The sequence below is a fragment of the Pseudoalteromonas sp. SG43-6 genome (assembly GCF_014164365.1).
GTDB classification, from domain to species: Bacteria; Pseudomonadota; Gammaproteobacteria; order Enterobacterales; family Alteromonadaceae; genus Pseudoalteromonas; species Pseudoalteromonas rhizosphaerae.
Genome location: NZ_JACJEZ010000011.1, coordinates 33806 through 51463, shown reverse-complemented (window position 1 = coordinate 51463; position 17658 = coordinate 33806). Strand labels below are relative to the sequence as shown.

Here is a 17658-nt window from a genome sequence, read left to right as displayed (position 1 = left end):
GTATAATAATCGAAAATAATGATTGGAGTTTTTTATGAGATACCTTTTTATATTGATTTTATTGACTGTTCACCCCCTAAGCGCACAGGAGCGTATAGTGAGTGCTGGCGGTACATTAACTGAAATTATTTTTGCCTTAGATAAGCAAGATACCCTTGTCGCGGTGGATCAATCGAGCCTATATCCAAAACAAGCGACACAGCTCGATCAAATTGGTTATTACCGTGATTTAGCCGCAGAAGGTGTACTTTCGGTGCGCCCAACTAAACTATTAGCACTTGAAGGAGCAGGACGAGCACAAGCGCTTGCACAAATAGAAGCCACTGGTGTAGAGCTTATCCACTATAAAAAACCCAACTCAATTAATGACTTACTAAATCTTGTTAAACGCCTTGGTAAAGACTTAAATGCGAACGACAAAGCCCAAGCCCTCGTAGCACAAATAAAAAATTCATTACCTCCAAAAGCGAGCACCGAAACACACAGCGCTTTATTTTTACTCTCAGCTAATGAGCGCGGGCTTGTTGCTGCGGGCACTGACACGGTTGCTGACTTATTACTTGATTATGCTGGAGTCACTAATTTAGGCGCTACGCACAAAGGTTTTAAAGTAATAAATAACGAAGTACTTGCCGTAAAACAGCCCGATTTTTTAATCGCACCAGCCCATGTTGTTTATAGCCTTGGCGGTAAAGAGGCTTTTTGTAATCAACCAACACTGCGCTTATTAACAGCTGCAAAGCAGTGCCGATTATTGGTGATGGATAGCCTACTATCACTGGGTATGTCGCCGCGCATAGCCACCGGTATTAAAGAATTAAGCGACTATAAAGCTACCTTATGAACACATTAACTTTGAGCCGTTTTAAGCCTGTTTCTATAACTGCAAACCAAAAGTGGATGCTGCTAATTACTGTGTGTATTTTTGCTCTAGCACTACTGAGCATAGGATATGGCCCCGCAGGCTGGGATTGGCGTTTAGCCATCGCATGGATTGCCCCAGAGTATTTTAATCAATTTGATGCGCTGCAAATCAATGTGGTCACGCAAATACGTCTACCTCGATTTGTACTAGCTGTATTGGTTGGCTTAGTGCTTGCCCAAACTGGCGCTGCAACGCAAGCTTTGTGTCGTAATCCTTTGGCTGATCCATCAATTATTGGTATTAGCGCAGGCGCAGCCATGGTCGCGGTCGCCTTTATAGCATTTAGCGCCCAGTTTAATTTTAATGCTCAATACTATTTACCTTATGCCGCATTTTTAGGGGCATTGTTAGTGACCTCTTTAGTGTATTTAATTGCTAAGCAGCATAGGCAGGTCAATATAACCACACTAATTTTAGTGGGGGTTGCGATCAATTCTTTATCCTTTGCTGTTATTGGCTTATTAAGCTATTTCGCTGACGATAGTGCGCTTAGATTAATTAACTACTGGACGATGGGCTCATTAGGTGGTGCCAATTGGGATGCCATAACTCAAGCAACACCATTATTGCTACTGAGTATTCTTGGTCTGTGGCGACTCAAAGAACCGATGAACTTACTATTGATTGGCGAGTCTCAAGCACAGTATTTAGGTGTCAACACAGACAAGCTTAAACTGTATGTAATTATACTCGTGGCATTAGGTGTTGGTGCCGTTGTAGCACTTACTGGCTTGATAGGTTTTGTTGGCTTAGTTGTGCCACACATTGCCCGTTTAATGGTTGGCCCGCATTTACGTAAAATGTTACCGCTGTGCATGTTATTAGGCGTTGTTGTGCTGCTGCTTTCTGACTGGTTAGCACGTTTAGTTGTTATGCCTGCAGAGTTACCCATTGGTATTATTACCGCGCTACTTGGCGCACCTTTGTTTATTTATCTGATCATTAAAACTAAGCGAGGGTAATGATGATTACTTTTAATAACCTAACTGTTGGTTTTGGCAATCACAGTGTTTTAAAAAACATAAGTGGGCACATTGCAAAAGCTCAACTAGTAGCACTGATAGGCGAAAATGGCGCAGGAAAATCAACACTGCTGCATGCTTTAGCCGGGCATTATGACTTTAAAGGCGAAGTACGGTTTAATAATTATCCTCTGAGTACATTGTCTCAAGCACACTTAGCCACTCAACGAGCAGTAATGATGCAAAGCAATCTTGTTGGCTTTGATTTTAGTGTATTTGAGCTCATTGCAATGGGACGCTACCCCTATGCCGAGTCTCTTAAAATGCAAGCTGAAAAAGTCCATAAGTATGCCGCACTCATGGACTTAACCCAGTACTTATCCCGCCGTGTCAGTAAGCTTTCAGGCGGTGAGCAACAGCGCGTTCATATGGCGCGTACTTTGGCTCAATTAGATGCTTTTTCTACTCATACCAAGCCTAAATTGATGCTGCTTGATGAACCTACATCAGCACTAGATATGCGCCATCAACATGCTCTATTGAGTTGTGTTAAAGCATTTGTAGAGCAGGGCAACAGTGCCATTATAGCCATTCACGATTTAAATTTGGCCAGCCTTTACGCAACCGACGCTATTTTATTACACGATCAAAAAATACTCGATAGCGGGCCAATAAACACAGTACTTACAGAATCTAATTTACAACAAATGTACGCCATGAAACTGCATGTTAATTTTCATCCATATAACAATGCACCCATGGTTTTTTCTCAACGTCAGGAGTTTTCATGAGAGAGCAAGCATTAAGCGATGCACAAAAGCTGGTTTTTAAAACCCATGCTGGTGTTATGTCGACTATTTCTTACAACTTAAGAGGTTATCCGTTTGGTTCGGTAACCCCTTATATGTGTGATGAGCAAGGCCGCATCTACTTTTTTATTAGCGATATAGCCCAACACACTAAAAACTTAAAGCACGATTCTCGAATGAGCTTAACTATTTTTGATGCCGCTGACCGTGGCGACCAAAACGAGCATGGCCGAGTCACATTGGTGGGCGATGGTTGTGAAGTTGCAGGCCCTCAGGCCGAAATACTGCTTAACAAATACATAGCGTTATACCCAGAAGCTGACAGTTATCGGAACGCCCACGACTTTAAATTATGGCAATTAGATGTTGTGCGAGTTCGCTTTATTGGCGGCTTTGGGAAAATATTTTGGCTTGAAAAAGATGAGTGGCAAAGCGCTGCTAAAAGCTGGGACGAAGATCAAGAACAAAGCATGATCACCCACATGAATGAAGATCATCAAAATGCAATGGCTCTAATATTAGCTCAGCATTATTGCGTATCAGATAATGCACCGGTTATGAGTGGCATACTGCCACAGGGGTTTTATATTCAAAGCCAACAACGTAATTATTTTATTAGCTTTGAAAACGTGTGCGAGACACCACAAGCAGTGCGAAAAGCGCTTGTTGCCTTAACCACAAATGCTCGCAATAGCATAGAAGAGCCAGCATAAGAAAACAAATAAATCACATGTGTGGTTATAACGCTTAGCACTACTAACCCAGTAGTGCATTTTCGGTATCAGAGGCCGCAGTAACTAAGCTGCGGCTGTTACAATTTAACACTGATGCCAATTAATTTAGTATGCACCTGCGCTGTAAATAAGCTCATAACTGTGGCTGTAAATCTCGAGAATGTTACCAAACGGGTCTTCCATGTAGATCATGCGATACGGTTTTTCACCTGGGTAGTAGTAACGGGGTGCTTCCATACGCTTTTTACCGCCAGCTTCAACAATACGCTCAGCAAGGCCTTCTACATCTGGATCTTGAACACAAAAATGGAATATACCGGTTTTCCAGTATTCAAAGTTGTCAGCTGGGTTTTCTTGATTTTTAAACTCAAAAATTTCTACACCAATACGATCACCCGTTGAAAGGTGCGCTATTTTAAATTTTTCCCATTGTTCACCAAATACTTCAGTACACATTTCGCCTATTGGGCTTTTGTCTTCGGTAATTAAAGTCGGCTCCATAATGGTGTACCAACCCATTACTTTGGTGTAAAACTCAACGGCTTTTTCAACATCGGGGACCGAAATTCCAATGTGCGAAAAACTACGTGGATAGGTATGACTCATAATAATGCTCCTGTTTAACTATGCTTAGTTGATGGAGTTAGTTTACGAACCGACCTGTATTAAGTAAAATTATCATTAATCATCATTTTGAGTACGTTTTATAATGATAAATCCTACATGGCTACATACCTTTTGCACCTTGGTGGAAGTAAATCACTTTACCCAAACTGCAGAACGCCTTTATATGACCCAGTCAGGCGTAAGCCAACACATTAAAAAGTTAGAGCAGCAGGTTAATTGCGCATTGCTTGAACGCCATGGCAAGCAGTTTACCCTTACCGCACAAGGGCAAGGCTTATATCAAAAAGGAAGTCAGTTACTAAAAGAGTGGCAGTTTTTAGAGCAACAACTGCATGACGACTCACCCTACAGTGGCAATATAAAGATTCAATCACCAGGCAGTTGCGGGCTTAAGTTTTATAATCAATTACTTGATTTACAAGGGCAACATAAAGCACTCACTATTGATTATCGCTTTGCCCCAAACGAAAGCGTGGAACAGGCCGTTGCTAATCACAATGCTGATATTGGTTTTTTAACTCAAGCCCCAACACTCAGCGAGGTTACCAGCCATAAAATCGGCCAAGATGCACTATTATTAATTACACCAATCGATTACCAAACTCCAAGCTGGCAAAACTTATGCGAACTTGGCTTCATTGCTCACCCTGATGCAAAGCATCATGCGCAATTATTATTAAGCGAAAACTACGCGGAATTTGAACACCTTGAGCAAATAAAGCGCTCTGGTTTTTCAAACCAAATTAATTTAATTCTTGAACCTGTCAGCCTTGGTCTAGGTTTTACTGTGCTACCAGCACATGCTGTGAGTGCATTTAGTAAACCACAGTTGATTAACGTCCATCCATTACAGCACCCGATCAGCGAATCTATTTATGTGTGTTATCACCGTAATCGGCCTTTGGCAAAACGAATGAGTAAAGTGATCGAGGTGATCAAAGCTGGGCTGTAACTGTTTGCAAAAAAGTGAAGTCGTTGCAACAAAAGGTTTAATCACCAACAAAAAATAAACCTTTTTTATAGCGTATTTATTAAATACTTCATGCTTTTTCTGTTAAGTTAATACTGAGTATTAATGCTAAAGGATAGTCTCAATGGAAGTAAAACAGCTAGCAAGTAAGACCTTAACCGGCTTAAAAGTAAGAACATGCAATGCCAATGAAATGAATACTGGCACAGCAAAGATAGCTGAGCTTTGGCAAAAATTTGGCGAAAAATATACCTCAAAACTCACAAAAGACAGTAAAGTCTTTGGTGTTTACACTAACTACGAGAGCGATGTGACCGGTGATTTTGATGTCATTGCCTGTAGCGATGAGCAATCAATTAACCTTCGTGATTCAGTAACAGTTACAACGCACGCAGGGAGTTATTTAGTCTTTAGTGGCGAAGGCGAAATGCCCGACGCTATAATTGATTTATGGGGTGAAATTTGGCAATACTTTAGCTCAGATGATTGTCGTTACACTCGTACTTATACCAGCGACTATGAATATTATAAAACCGCAACTGAAGTAGAAATAGCGATCGCAATTGCTGAATAAATAAGGAGTCTGTCGCTGTTCAAATGAGCGCTGAGTTCCTTTTTTTCGTGGGGGGGAGTGTGGGATTTCGCACTTCCCCAATTAAAAATAAGTCTACACTCCATACCTAGATCACTTTAACAAAGCGAATGCAGAGACGGTAAGCATGGCTACGACTGTTCTTATTTAATCAATATATGTTCACAAAATTAACTTGGCTTTAAAAAGAAAAGTAAATAAAGCTTGTTATATGGTTTAAGTTACTGTTATCCTGCTCTGCATCGGGTTGATAGAAAGCCCTGTTTATTTGTAAGTACCACGTTGTTATTAGTAATAATCCTTCGCGCTATCCTCAGTTAAATGCTTGTTTTCTTCCTGTTAAATTGCCTACATTAAGGCGAACTTTTATAAATTCTTAGGATTCTATTATGTCTACTACAACAACTGGTTCAGTAAAATGGTTTAACGAAGCTAAAGGTTTTGGTTTTATTGAACAAGAGTCAGGCCCTGACGTTTTTGCTCATTTCAGCGCAATCTCAAGCGATGGCTTTAAGACTCTAGCTGAAGGCCAACGTGTACAGTTTACTGTTACTCAAGGTCAAAAAGGCCCGCAAGCTGAAAATATCGTTTGCATCTAATTTTTAATTAATGGGTTAGTGATAACCCGTTAATGCACTATAAGTTTGAAAGAAATTCTGTTTATTTGTACGTACCACGTTGTTATTAGTAATAATTCATCGCGTTATCCTCAGTTAAATACTTGTTTTTTCAGCTAAACCGCCTGATTTTAGGCACACTTTTATTAATATCTAGGATATCTATTATGTCTACTACTACAACTGGTACAGTTAAATTTTTCAACGAAGCTAAAGGTTTTGGTTTTATCGAGCAAGAGTCAGGTCCTGACGTTTTCGCTCATTTCAGCGCTATCAGCGGTGACGGCTTCAAAACTCTAGCTGAAGGCCAACGTGTACAGTTTACTGTTACTCAAGGTCAAAAAGGCCCACAAGCTGAAAACATCGTTTGTATCTAAACGATTGTTTTAGTTAATACGTTTTAACGTATTAAAAGCCCACTGATATTAATTTATCAGTGGGCTTTTTAATGTCTGCGCTATTTTGCATAAAGCCAATCTAAACCTTGGATCAGCGTGGTTGGAAATGCCGTCGCATGTTTTGCGCCATCTATTATAGAAAACTGCAATTGCACCTGCTGATCATTACTTTGCCGTATTTTGTCAGCAAGCTTGTTCGCTCCCGTTACCATATCTTGCCCTTCGCCAAATTCAGATGTCTCTTTACTACCTACAGATAAGTAAACCCTAACGTTTTGCTTAGCTTTAGTAATCGGCTGAGATAGTATGCTCTCATTATCAAACCACACCGACGGGCTACCGATAATGTAACTTTCAAACATATTAGGCTGAGTAAAAAGCACATAAGCGGCAAATAAACCGCCAAGAGAATTTCCCACTAAAGTACGTTGCTTTGGCTTTATTCGGTAGTTAGCTTTCATATGTTCAAACACCACATCAGCTATAAAATCGATATGTTGCGCGGCTTTACCGGTCTCTAACTGCCAATCTTTGGCTTTACTTGGGGTGAAATCACGTATTCGGCTTGATGAGCCTTTAGATCCTTGCGAATAACCAATGGCAACGAGTATTGCTTCATCCATTTTACCGCTGTTCATAGGAAAACGTGTCGCTCCCGATGCCACTTGAAACGCATACGAGCCATCGAGCAAGTAAACAACAGGGTATGTTTTATCCTTATTTCGACTGTAGCTTCGCGGGAGCTTTATAAATACTGGATAGCTCACCTTGCTTTGCTGATCGATAAGTTTAACCACCGAGCTTCTGGGTATTTCAAATGCCTGTTCGGCCGCGCTACTAAAAGTGATAAGTAGCATCGCAGCTAATAATAAATATTTCACTATAATCCTTGTTTAGTTAAAAGCGTTAAAACAAAATTAAAAGTCTTCACGCCCTTGGAGCTCAGTAAAATCACTCATAATCCATTTTAGATAGCCAGCTCTGGTTTTTAGTAATTCAAACCACTGAGTCACTCGCTCCGGCAATGTTATTGCTAACCCCTGAGATGTTAGGCGATGTAAAATGGCTCCCACACAAATATCAGCCAGGGTCATTTTACCACCGGCAAGATAGGGGGCATGACTTAGCTGTTGTTCAATTATCTGTAAGCATTGCTCGCACTCTTGTATGTCCCGTGTGATTTGCTCCATACAACGGTTTTTTTGCGTTTTACGGTAATAGCCCCAAAATGTGGCCATAAAAGCAGGTTGAAAAATCACCTGTGACCAATCCATCCAGCGCTCATATAACGAACGCTGATAGGGCGATGCATAATACCAATCTGTAGTGCCATAACTTGCCGCCAAATAGCGTAGTACACTGTGCGACTCCCAAATAACATTATCGCCATCCACAAGTACCGGCACTTTTTGCAACGGGTTCAATGCTAAAAAGTCATCACTATCAAGGCCGCCAAAACGACCACCCACTTCAATATGCTGATAACTCATGCCCAGCTCATCCAGAAACCAGAGTACTTTTTGTACGTTAAACGAGGTTGTTCTTCCATAAACTTTCATTGTAATTCCTATTATTGATAATCAACCAAACTGAGATTTTCTTTTTTACACACGTTAATAATCGACTCTCGCTTAGCTAAGCGACGTAAATACTTGTTGAGGTACTCAAAAGAAAGCGGTGGTTGTTTTAGTTCATCCGCCCATATCGCAAGCATAAACAAGTAAAAATCGCAGATGCTAAGTTGCTCACCAACTAAGAATGTTTGATTTTCCAGCTGGGCATCCAGTAAAGCAAATATGTCGGCAATTCGCTTTTCTTGTGCAGCGACAATGGCACTGATATGACTGCTATCGATACTATGGCGCTGCGGATAAAAGTAGACCATGAGCTCAGCTTGCAAGGTATTCGTTAGATACATCATCCATTGCAAGCACGCAGCTCGATTGTGCTCACCTATTTGCGGAATAAGCATCTTAGCAGGATGTGCTTCAGCAAGATGAATACAGATAGCGGCACTTTCAAAAACGACTTGTTGAGCGTCCAATAATGTAGGTATTCGCCCTGCGGGGTTCAAGGATAAATAACTGGCTGCTTTATGAGCCTCGTTTTTTCTATCCACTAAAATTAATTCAAAATCAGTTTGCAGTTCTTCGAGGATAAAGTGCGGCGCCATACTGGCGTTGAGCGGGTAATAAAATAGTTTGTACACAATAAGTCCTTGTTACACTTTAATATCAACCATACATTAAACTACCACCGATTTATAATACTCTGTAAACCCTGTGAGTATATTTGTTGTAGCAATTGCCGATAAAATTAGCCCCATCACACGGCTAATAACGCTGGCGCCACTACTGCCAATCACTTTACTGATATAGCCCGATAACAGCATTAATATATAAACCACAAGCAAAACAGATAGCATAACTAACGCTGTTTGCAGTTGTTCCCAAATACTAAAAATAGCGTTTTCTGTTAACAATACAGCCGTTAAAATAGCGCCAGGACTGGCAATCGAGGGAACAGCAATCGGATAAATAGCGGTTTCTTTATCCGATTTAACAAGCAGCTTGAGTTCTTCTTCGGGTTTGCTATCACCAAATATCATACTCAATGCAAATAAAAATAAAACAATTCCCCCTGAAATTTGAAACGCAGGTAAGGGAATAGATAAGGCTTTTAAGATTATTTCGCCAATCACGACAAAAAATATCAGCACTGCGGCCGAAGCCAATGTAGCCATTAGTGCAATGCGCCGTTTCGTTTTTGCATCGTACTTTTCGGTCACGGCAACAAATACTGGCACCGTGCCTATGGGGTCAATAACAGCAAAAAAAGTAATAAAAACAGCAATAAAGTCAATCATGCATTTTCCACCCTATTTTAATAGCTGTTTAGAAAGTAACATTTTAATTTAAACAATTGGATTAATTTTAAATATTTATAAGCAAACTGCCACAGTTGATTAGCGCGCTATATTTATAGCTTAAGTACTGATGTTAATTTTCAAAAGGGCCCACCATTAAAAAAGGGTTTTGCATGGCTGTAGCTAACTTACTTTAGGAAACTGCATCTAATTTATAGATGGCTGCAATCGTTTTAAAGTATTGATCTAGATCTAGTTTTTAATCGTTAATATTCTATATTGGTATAAGGGATGAACTTCAACAAGGTTTATCAATCAAAGTATTACATTCAGTAGCAAGTTAATTGTTATGAACTAAGCTTTTCAACATAGCGATTTATAGACCGAGTTTTATATTCCGATAAAGGAGCTAAAAATGAGCAATTCAGGTGCGGGTAAATGCCCAATCATGCATGGTAGCAATACACAATCGTCTAATTCCAATACTGATTGGTGGCCAAAGGCCTTAAATTTAGACATTCTTCATCAACACGATACTAAACCTAATCCCTATGGCGATGACTTTAATTACGCTGAAGAATTTAAAAAATTAGATCTTGAAGCCGTTAAAACCGATTTAAAAAATCTGATGACACAAAGCCAAGATTGGTGGCCTGCCGATTGGGGTCATTATGGTGGCTTGATGATCCGTATGGCGTGGCACTCAGCAGGATCATACCGTTTAGCTGATGGCCGTGGTGGTGGCGGTACAGGTAACCAACGCTTTGCTCCTTTGAACTCATGGCCTGATAACGCTAACCTTGATAAAGCACGTCGCTTACTTTGGCCTATCAAGAAAAAATACGGTAATAAGTTATCGTGGGGCGATTTAATTATTTTAGCCGGCAATATGGCTTATGAATCAATGGGCTTAAAAACCTTTGGTTTTGCCGGCGGGCGTGAAGACATTTGGCATCCAGAAAAAGACGTCTATTGGGGCGCGGAGAAGCAATGGCTTGCGCCAAGTGATGAACGTTACGACAACGTAGCAAAACCAGACACCATGGAAAACCCGTTAGCTGCAGTACAAATGGGGTTAATTTACGTAAACCCTGAAGGCGTAAACGGCCAACCAGATCCACTCAAAACTGCGGCACAAGTACGCGAAACTTTTGCTCGCATGGCGATGGATGACGAAGAAACAGCAGCGCTCACGGTGGGCGGCCATACGGTGGGTAAAACCCATGGCAATGGCAGCGAAGAGAATCTTAGCCCAGAGCCTGAAGCCGCAGATGTATTTGAGCAAGGCCTAGGTTGGAACAACCATAAAACGCGCGGGATAGGCCGCGATACTATGACATCAGGCATTGAAGGTGCGTGGACAACTCACCCAACTAAATGGGATAACGGTTATTGCTATCTACTGTTAAATTACGAATGGGAGCTTACCAAAAGTCCAGCGGGTGCAAACCAATGGGAACCGGTAAACATTAAAGAGGAAGATAAACCTGTTGATGTTGAAGATCCATCAATTCGCTTAAACCCGATTATGACCGATGCCGATATGGCAATGAAGATGGACCCAAGCTATCGCAAAATTATTGAACGTTTTTATAATGATTTTGACTATTTCACTGATGTGTTTGCACGGGCTTGGTTTAAACTCACTCACCGTGACTTAGGCCCTAAATCTCGCTATTTAGGTGCAGATATACCAAGCGAAGATTTGATCTGGCAAGATCCCATCCCAAGCGTAGATTACACATTATCTGATGCTGAAATTAGCGAACTTAAAGACAAACTGCTAAATGCAGGCATTAGCGCCAGTGACTTGATCAGCACTGCATGGGATAGCGCCCGTACTTATCGTGGCTCTGATCACCGTGGTGGTGCCAACGGTGCACGCATTCGCTTAAACCCGCAAAAAGATTGGCAAGGTAACGAGCCTGAAAAACTTGCTAAGGTGTTAACGGCCCTTGAAACAGTACAAGCAAGTTTAAGCAAACCGGTGAGTTTAGCGGACTTAATTGTACTTGGCGGTACAGCAGCCGTTGAGCAGGCAGCAAAAGCTGCGGGTGTCGATATCACCGTACCATTTGCAGCAGGTCGCGGCGATGCGAGCGACGACATGACCGATGCAGAGTCGTTTGATGTATTAGAACCAATTCATGATGGCTTTAGAAACTGGCAGAAAAAAGATTATGCTGTTTCAGCCGAGGAGCTACTTTTAGAGCGAGCACAACTGATGGGGTTAACAGCCCCTGAAATGACAGTACTACTTGGTGGGATGCGTGTACTAGGCACTAACCACAGTGGCAGCCAGCATGGTGTATTCACCGATAACGTGGGTACATTAAGCAATGACTTTTTTGTTAACCTAACCGATATGAACTATCGCTGGGAACCGGCAAGTAAAAGCACGTACAACATTGTTGAGCGCAGCTCTGGTAATACTAAATGGACCGCAACCCGCGTAGATTTAGTGTTTGGCTCTAACTCTATTTTACGAGCCCTTGCTGAATTTTATGCGCAAGACGATAACAAACAGCGCTTTGTACAAGACTTCGTTAATGCATGGGTGAAAGTAATGAACGCAGACCGCTTTGATATTTAATTAGAGCAAAAAAACAGTTTATAACTTAAGCGCGAGAGTTAATATTCTCGCGCTTTTTTATGCTTGTTTAACTTGATAACAGAATTACTTAATTATCTTTGCAGTCATGCAGTGATGTCTTTTTTGACATATCAATGATTAGACATTGATCAGGTAGCGCATTGCTAAGATTACTATAAATAGAGAAAGCTTGCGTAAGTGCTATTTTTAGCTGACAAAGAGTCCCGTCATTATTACTTTTTCTAGCCAATTTATTTTTACATTCAGCCGTGCTATTTAATAATTCTCTCATAGTTTGGTAAGTCTGTTGTGTGGACTCACTTATATCAGCGAAAGCCAGTGAGCCGGCATTACGCACTAAATAAAAATCAGCAATAAAATCCAGCACTGTTTTAGTCTGCAATTGTTGCTGTTGTACTTTTGATAGCCCACTGTCATCACTCAGTAAGGAAATAACCTCTAATAACGACATTTTCTGTACTTTATCGCGAAAGTCCGCGGGCCACTCACGAGGGATAAATCGCCACCTCGCCAATGCTTGTAAGTGTTGCTTACTAAAACTTTGATAGTTCTTAGCCGTTAAAATACGTTTATCCCATACTTGTGCAGGCGCATTCTTTTGTAAATAGTCATGCTCTGTTTGGTAAGCGCTAAATAACGTATCAAAATGAGGCACATCATCAATCGTTATTGTATCGACTTTAGCGAGTTGGTTATTGAGAGTAACTAATTTGTAAGCAGGCCGATAAGCCGCTATCGAAGGGGCTTGTATATTAAATAATGTATTATGCTCAGTTTCAATAATTGCAGTGTCATTCATGTGCATATGGCCACCAATATGCAGCTTTAAACCTGTTTCTGCTAACAACTTACGGGTATTAAGTTCAGGCTCTCGAGCTAGCTGAAATGCAGACTCACCAAACAAAGATTTAATCGACTGCGTTTGGCCATCGTAAAACTCCCCCATCGGAAAATGACTAAACGCAACTAAGGTTTTATGTTGCTCTTTCGCGCGTTTAACAACATTGGTGATCCATTTCATCAAATAAGGTTTTTCAGTCAATACTTTGTTATAACCCGCATTGCCAGATCCTTGAAACACTAACGTGCCATTTTTAAACTCAGGAACATACACATTCGCATCAATTGCCAATAGCCAAAGCCCAGTGACAGGCTCTACTAAGTAGCTGGTATCGGGGACTTGTTTACAACGTGCTTTATTATTCTTCGCGCATTGCGAATAACTACGTTCAACCAGCGATACCTGCTCACCAAATGGCGTTTCCCAGAGTAAGTCGCGGCTATCTGGCTGCAAACCAAACGGTGCCATTATCTCTACAAGCTCTTGATAACCAGCATGCGCGATTTTATCGCTGCATACTAATGAGTGATTATCTTTAGCTACATGTTCACAACGAGGATGATCGGTTGAATAAATACCAATTTGCTGACCTTTAGAACCCAAAAAGTCTGATTTTCCGCCGGCGGTTTTAAATGGCCGAACCGGATCATGATTACCTGGAATAGCAAAAAAACGCATACCGTACTTTTTTGCATAATCGTCTAGTATCGTTTTTAAACCATTAAGATGCACAGGTTGGCCATCATCAGTAAAATCCCCAGGCAGGGCAACTAGCTTTACGCCTTTAGCGGCAATATCATCAAGGGTGGCGATTAACGCAAAGTAGTTTTCATTAAATAAGCGAGTTGAATGAATTTGCGCCTGCATGCTACGGATGCTCACCGCATCCTTTGCTTTATCGACTGGTATGCCCGCAAACCCCGCATCAGAAAAGTCCCCATAAATATCGTGAAAGTGAATGTCGGGAACAAAGGCTATTTGGGTGTTTGTAGCCGGCGCAGCAAAAAGCGGTGTACAGCTCAAAAAAATGAGCAATGAAATGAGAAACTTCATTTTAAATATCCTGTGACTGGAACACTTTAAACAAAAAAACCGGAAGCAAAATGCTTCCGGTTATTAGCTTTATAATATATTAAAATATTGCGCGAACACCTAATGCAAAGCGTCTTCCAGAGAACTCATACATTGATGGGAAAGCTGGATCTAATGTATATCCTTTAGTCGCTTCATCGGTAATATTAATGCCCTCTAATGTGAATTTTACTGAATCATTAATGCTGTAACCAAATGAGACATCTGTTTGACCATACGCATCACGGTAAACTGGATACATATCACGCTCAATGTACTCTACGTATTTATCTTTGTAGTTATATGAAATACGCGCATCAAAGCTTTCATTCTCATAATAAAAAGTCAGATTGTAAGTTTCATCGGCAAGACCTTCTGGCGGCGTTGGAATGCCTAAATCAGAAGCTCCAGTTAATGAGTTATCTAACGTAGTGTAGTTAGCGTTAACACCAAAACCTTCTAACATACTACTAAAACGAACAAATGGGATTTGCGCAATAAATTCAATACCGCTAACATCATACGACCCTTCAGCATTCACTTTTTGATAAACATCAAAGTCGTACACACCATCCACAGTGCCGTTATCGTTGTATTTTGTTACGCCTTCCACAACGCCAGTAAGTGACTCACGTACTACGCCTTCAATTTCTTTTTCAAAGTAAGAAACCGCCAATAAACCGCCTTCTTCTAAATACCACTCTAGGCCCACTTCCCATTGATCAGCATAAGTTGGTTTTAAGTCTGGATTACCATCGCGGTATTTAAACTCGTTTAAGCTCACTGTGCGTTTATAAGCAATATCGGTAAGGGCAGGGCGCATTAATGTTTCTGAAGCTGCAGCACGCAGTACTAAGTCATCGTTAAGTTCAAGGGTAAAGTTAACACTAGGTAATACATCCGAGTAGTTACCACTTTTTGATACTGGCGCTGAGGTGTAATCCGTTGAACCATCATCATTTTGTACTTGGTGATAGCCCGATGAATTTACGTCCGTCTCGATGTAGCGTACACCGGTATTCAAGGTTGCTGGCATATCACCGATATCAAACGCAAAATCAGCCATAGCGTAAATGGCCGTGGTTTTTTCTTCTACTTGGTAGTATTGATCGGGTTCAAAATCAACGGCAAAACCTGTATATCTCAGTTGGTCGCGGGCATAGCTATTTGAAATTTGACTCCAATCTTGCTTAGAAGACACCTCAGACAAGTACTCACCACCATTAACAAGATCTGAAATACTGCTAAGCTGGCTGTCAGCAAGGGTACGCGTGCCGACCCAAGACAAGTCGCCCGCTGATGGGCCCGTTACGCGGTTTGTACCGTAGTCGCGTTGTTTTGACTTATCTGTATAACGAGCACCAAACTGTACTTTACTTAACGCAGGGAAAAACTCTAAATTTAACTGACGTGAAAAATCCAATTGCGCTGCGTATTTATCATCAGAAATAGCCTCAAGGTTTACTTCGTTATAATCAAATAAATAAGCCTCTGGTGAGTTATACATATCAAAGGTATCTGGGTTATCACTTGGGATAGTTTCTGCGCCGGTACTGGTATAACGAGAACGTGTTGCACGATAAGCCGTGTGCTTTAAGTTGGTCGTCTCGGTTGTTTTATCTGCGCCACTGTAGCCGATTAAACCATACACATCCCACTCACCCACTAACCAGTCCATCGCAATGCTAAATTGCTGATAGTCAGTATCACTGCTGTTTTCTTTACTTAAAAATTCGTGTTGAGTAGCCGCATAGTCAACGTCGGTTAGAACAGTGATACCGTAATCACCTAGCGTAGAGCTATCATATTGATTAATGCGTTCTAAAGAGCTAACACTTGATGCGGCATAAGCGGATGCATCATATTCGTCTTCATGATCATCAAAATTACCCAGTAAGCCATCAAAGGTTAAGCTAAATTCGCTGCTAGGTTTATATTGTAATGATAGTGTTGCACCCCATTTTTCTTGCTCTGTTAAGTATGAACGATCGCCTACTTTATTTAAAAACACCACGCGGCTTGTTTCATCACTATCAAAGCGATCATTAATTGTTATACCGGTATCACGCTCTAATACGTCCGCAGCTTGGTCAGATTGCCATTGCGATGAGCCTTTCTTTTCTAAAAATCGAGAAAGGGGGCGAAAATCGATCCCTGAATTACTATCAGTACGATTAGTCCGTTGAGAGAATGCAAACGAGGCAAGTGCCCCCCAATCACCAAATATATCACTGGCTAAAAAGGTTAGTTTAGGATCTGATTTTTCTGATATTTCGTTATAAGCCCCTTCGACCGATGCCACTAACTTACGGCCGTCATAATCAAATGGTCTTGCTGTTGTGATTGCGACTGAACCTGCAATACCGCCTTCTTCATCCGCAGCCGTTGATGATTTTTTTACAGTAACACTTTGAATAATTTCAGAGGCAAACATATCAAATTCAACATCACGTCCGCCACTGCCCGATGCCGTAGCAAGATTATTGATTGATACGAACGTAAATTCACTCGGTAAACTACGTACATTCACCTTTTGACCTAAGCCCTTATTACGCTCAATAGTCACCCCTGGCATACGCTGTAGCGCTTCGGCTAAGTTTTGCTCAGGAAAATCCGCAATATCTGAAGCGACTATCGAATCAGAAAAGCCAATATTACTACGTTTTAAATCAATCGCTTGCTCTAAGCTTTTAATATAACTACCGGTTACGACGATTTGCTCCATCGCTTGATCTTCTTTTTCAGTTTCTTGTGCATAGCTTGGTGCTACAAATAACGAGCTAAGTGCTAATGCTAACGGTGATAGAGTAAAAATTCGCTTAGTCATCATGTTGGTCCTGTTGTATGTATTACGACTTTAAATTGATTTCGCTTCTAATGACGGTGCAAAAATTTAATAGGGGACGTATTTATTTGATGAAGTTTTTATGTCGGTTTTGCGACAGCGCGCTCATAAAAATGTCATCAAATGATCACATCAATATCCACTTTTTTGCTCTAGTATGGCGCCTAATTAAAGGAAAATGCTGTAAATACAATAAAATGATATCGCAAACACAACCGCCTCTATCGCTTGCAAGCAAGCAAAGTCAATCTCATCGACCATTGGTTAAATGTTTTATTGCGAATCAAGATGCATTAAAAAGTTTCTTTCGTCGGGCGGTTGGTGAACAAGCCGATGCGGACGATTTATTTCAAAAATTGTTGCTCAAAGCATTAAAAATAGAATGTACCGATCATATTGATAACCCACTAGCGTATGGTTATCGGATGGCACATCATTTAGTGATTGACCATCACAAAGAGCAAAGTAAATATCCCGAGTGCCTAGAGCATGAGCCATTAAGTACAGAGCTTTCCCTTGAAAACTTACTCGACCATGAGCAACGACTGCGTTTATATCAACAGGTACTCACACAAATGCCTGCGCTACGTCGTGATGTGTTTACTCGAAGGCGGTTACATGGCGAAAGCCGCCAACAAATAGCGCAAAGCTTAGGGTTATCAGAAGAAGCTGTAAAAAAGCATATTTCCCGCGCGATGGATATGCTCAAAGACGCAATCAGCGAATTTATTGCCGACTAAGTGTCCCCTTAATGAACGTTAAGTCGTTATATCAATAATAGAGATAG

General features: G+C 41.0%; 17 protein-coding genes. 10 read left to right on the top strand and 7 right to left on the bottom strand.

Annotated elements, in window-relative coordinates:
* Positions 1 to 34: 34 nt before the first annotated feature.
* From H5201_RS06745 to H5201_RS06730, 4 genes are read left to right on the top strand one after another with little or no spacing between them, the layout of a single operon-like run.
* Positions 35 to 844, top strand: coding sequence for a hemin ABC transporter substrate-binding protein (locus tag H5201_RS06745; RefSeq protein ID WP_149980331.1), 810 nt, complete (start codon positions 35 to 37; stop codon positions 842 to 844).
* Positions 841 to 1887, top strand: coding sequence for an iron ABC transporter permease (locus tag H5201_RS06740; RefSeq protein WP_145238934.1), 1047 nt, complete (start codon positions 841 to 843; stop codon positions 1885 to 1887). The genes H5201_RS06745 and H5201_RS06740 overlap by 4 nt, the downstream gene beginning before the upstream one ends.
* Entirely contained in the window at positions 1887 to 2678 is a 792-nt protein-coding gene (locus tag H5201_RS06735; protein WP_259399404.1) for a heme ABC transporter ATP-binding protein, read from the top strand. The genes H5201_RS06740 and H5201_RS06735 overlap by 1 nt, the downstream gene beginning before the upstream one ends.
* Complete coding sequence (locus H5201_RS06730) at positions 2675 to 3409, top strand: HugZ family protein (RefSeq protein ID WP_182717315.1); 735 nt, start codon at positions 2675 to 2677, stop codon at positions 3407 to 3409. The genes H5201_RS06735 and H5201_RS06730 overlap by 4 nt, the downstream gene beginning before the upstream one ends.
* Before the next feature lie 126 nt (positions 3410 to 3535).
* On the opposite strand, the gene H5201_RS06725 is transcribed toward H5201_RS06730, so the two are convergent.
* Complete coding sequence (locus H5201_RS06725; RefSeq protein ID WP_149980329.1) at positions 3536 to 4036, bottom strand: lactoylglutathione lyase family protein; 501 nt, start codon at positions 4034 to 4036, stop codon at positions 3536 to 3538.
* Between the two features lie 103 nt (positions 4037 to 4139).
* On the opposite strand from H5201_RS06725, the gene H5201_RS06720 reads away from it, so the two are divergent.
* The 4 genes from H5201_RS06720 (at position 4140) to H5201_RS06705 (ending at position 6613) form a co-directional block, all read left to right on the top strand.
* On the top strand, positions 4140 to 5009 hold the full coding sequence (locus H5201_RS06720; protein ID WP_182717314.1) for a LysR family transcriptional regulator: 870 nt from the start codon (positions 4140 to 4142) through the stop codon (positions 5007 to 5009).
* A 142-nt stretch (positions 5010 to 5151) separates the two neighbouring features.
* On the top strand, positions 5152 to 5601 hold the full coding sequence (locus H5201_RS06715) for a GyrI-like domain-containing protein (RefSeq protein ID WP_145238947.1): 450 nt from the start codon (positions 5152 to 5154) through the stop codon (positions 5599 to 5601).
* Between the two features lie 407 nt (positions 5602 to 6008).
* Positions 6009 to 6218 (top strand): cold-shock protein, encoded by a 210-nt coding sequence (locus H5201_RS06710; protein WP_149980327.1) that lies wholly within the window; start codon positions 6009 to 6011, stop codon positions 6216 to 6218.
* 185 nt (positions 6219 to 6403) lie between these two features.
* On the top strand, positions 6404 to 6613 hold the full coding sequence (locus H5201_RS06705; protein WP_016706518.1) for a cold-shock protein: 210 nt from the start codon (positions 6404 to 6406) through the stop codon (positions 6611 to 6613).
* Between the two features lie 80 nt (positions 6614 to 6693).
* On the opposite strand, the gene H5201_RS06700 is transcribed toward H5201_RS06705, so the two are convergent.
* Genes H5201_RS06700 through H5201_RS06685 form a run of 4 tightly spaced genes read right to left on the bottom strand, consistent with a single transcriptional unit; the run spans position 6694 to position 9500 of the window.
* Positions 6694 to 7515, bottom strand: a complete 822-nt coding sequence (locus tag H5201_RS06700; RefSeq protein WP_310736931.1) for an alpha/beta hydrolase-fold protein — start codon at positions 7513 to 7515, stop codon at positions 6694 to 6696.
* Between the two features lie 36 nt (positions 7516 to 7551).
* Entirely contained in the window at positions 7552 to 8193 is a 642-nt protein-coding gene (locus tag H5201_RS06695) for a glutathione S-transferase family protein (RefSeq protein ID WP_182717312.1), read from the bottom strand.
* 11 nt (positions 8194 to 8204) lie between these two features.
* The gene (locus tag H5201_RS06690; RefSeq protein ID WP_182717311.1) at positions 8205 to 8843 is read right to left on the bottom strand and encodes a glutathione S-transferase family protein; all 639 of its coding nucleotides are present in this window, start codon (positions 8841 to 8843) and stop codon (positions 8205 to 8207) included.
* A gap of 36 nt (positions 8844 to 8879) precedes the next feature.
* A complete protein-coding gene (locus tag H5201_RS06685; protein WP_149980324.1) occupies positions 8880 to 9500 on the bottom strand; it encodes a MarC family protein in 621 nt (206 codons plus the stop codon).
* A gap of 415 nt (positions 9501 to 9915) precedes the next feature.
* On the opposite strand from H5201_RS06685, the gene katG reads away from it, so the two are divergent.
* Positions 9916 to 12093: a catalase/peroxidase HPI gene (gene katG / locus H5201_RS06680; protein WP_182784039.1), complete on the top strand. Its 2178-nt coding sequence runs from the start codon at positions 9916 to 9918 to the stop codon at positions 12091 to 12093.
* 88 nt (positions 12094 to 12181) lie between these two features.
* Here the strand turns inward: katG and H5201_RS06675 are convergent, their stop codons facing one another.
* Positions 12182 to 14008 (bottom strand): metallophosphoesterase, encoded by a 1827-nt coding sequence (locus H5201_RS06675; protein ID WP_182784037.1) that lies wholly within the window; start codon positions 14006 to 14008, stop codon positions 12182 to 12184.
* A gap of 79 nt (positions 14009 to 14087) precedes the next feature.
* Positions 14088 to 16856, bottom strand: coding sequence for a TonB-dependent receptor (locus tag H5201_RS06670; protein ID WP_259399663.1), 2769 nt, complete (start codon positions 16854 to 16856; stop codon positions 14088 to 14090).
* Between the two features lie 212 nt (positions 16857 to 17068).
* Between H5201_RS06670 and H5201_RS06665 the strand changes: the two genes are divergently transcribed.
* Positions 17069 to 17611, top strand: a complete 543-nt coding sequence (locus tag H5201_RS06665; protein WP_182739334.1) for an RNA polymerase sigma factor — start codon at positions 17069 to 17071, stop codon at positions 17609 to 17611.
* The last annotated feature ends 47 nt before the right edge of the window (positions 17612 to 17658 follow it).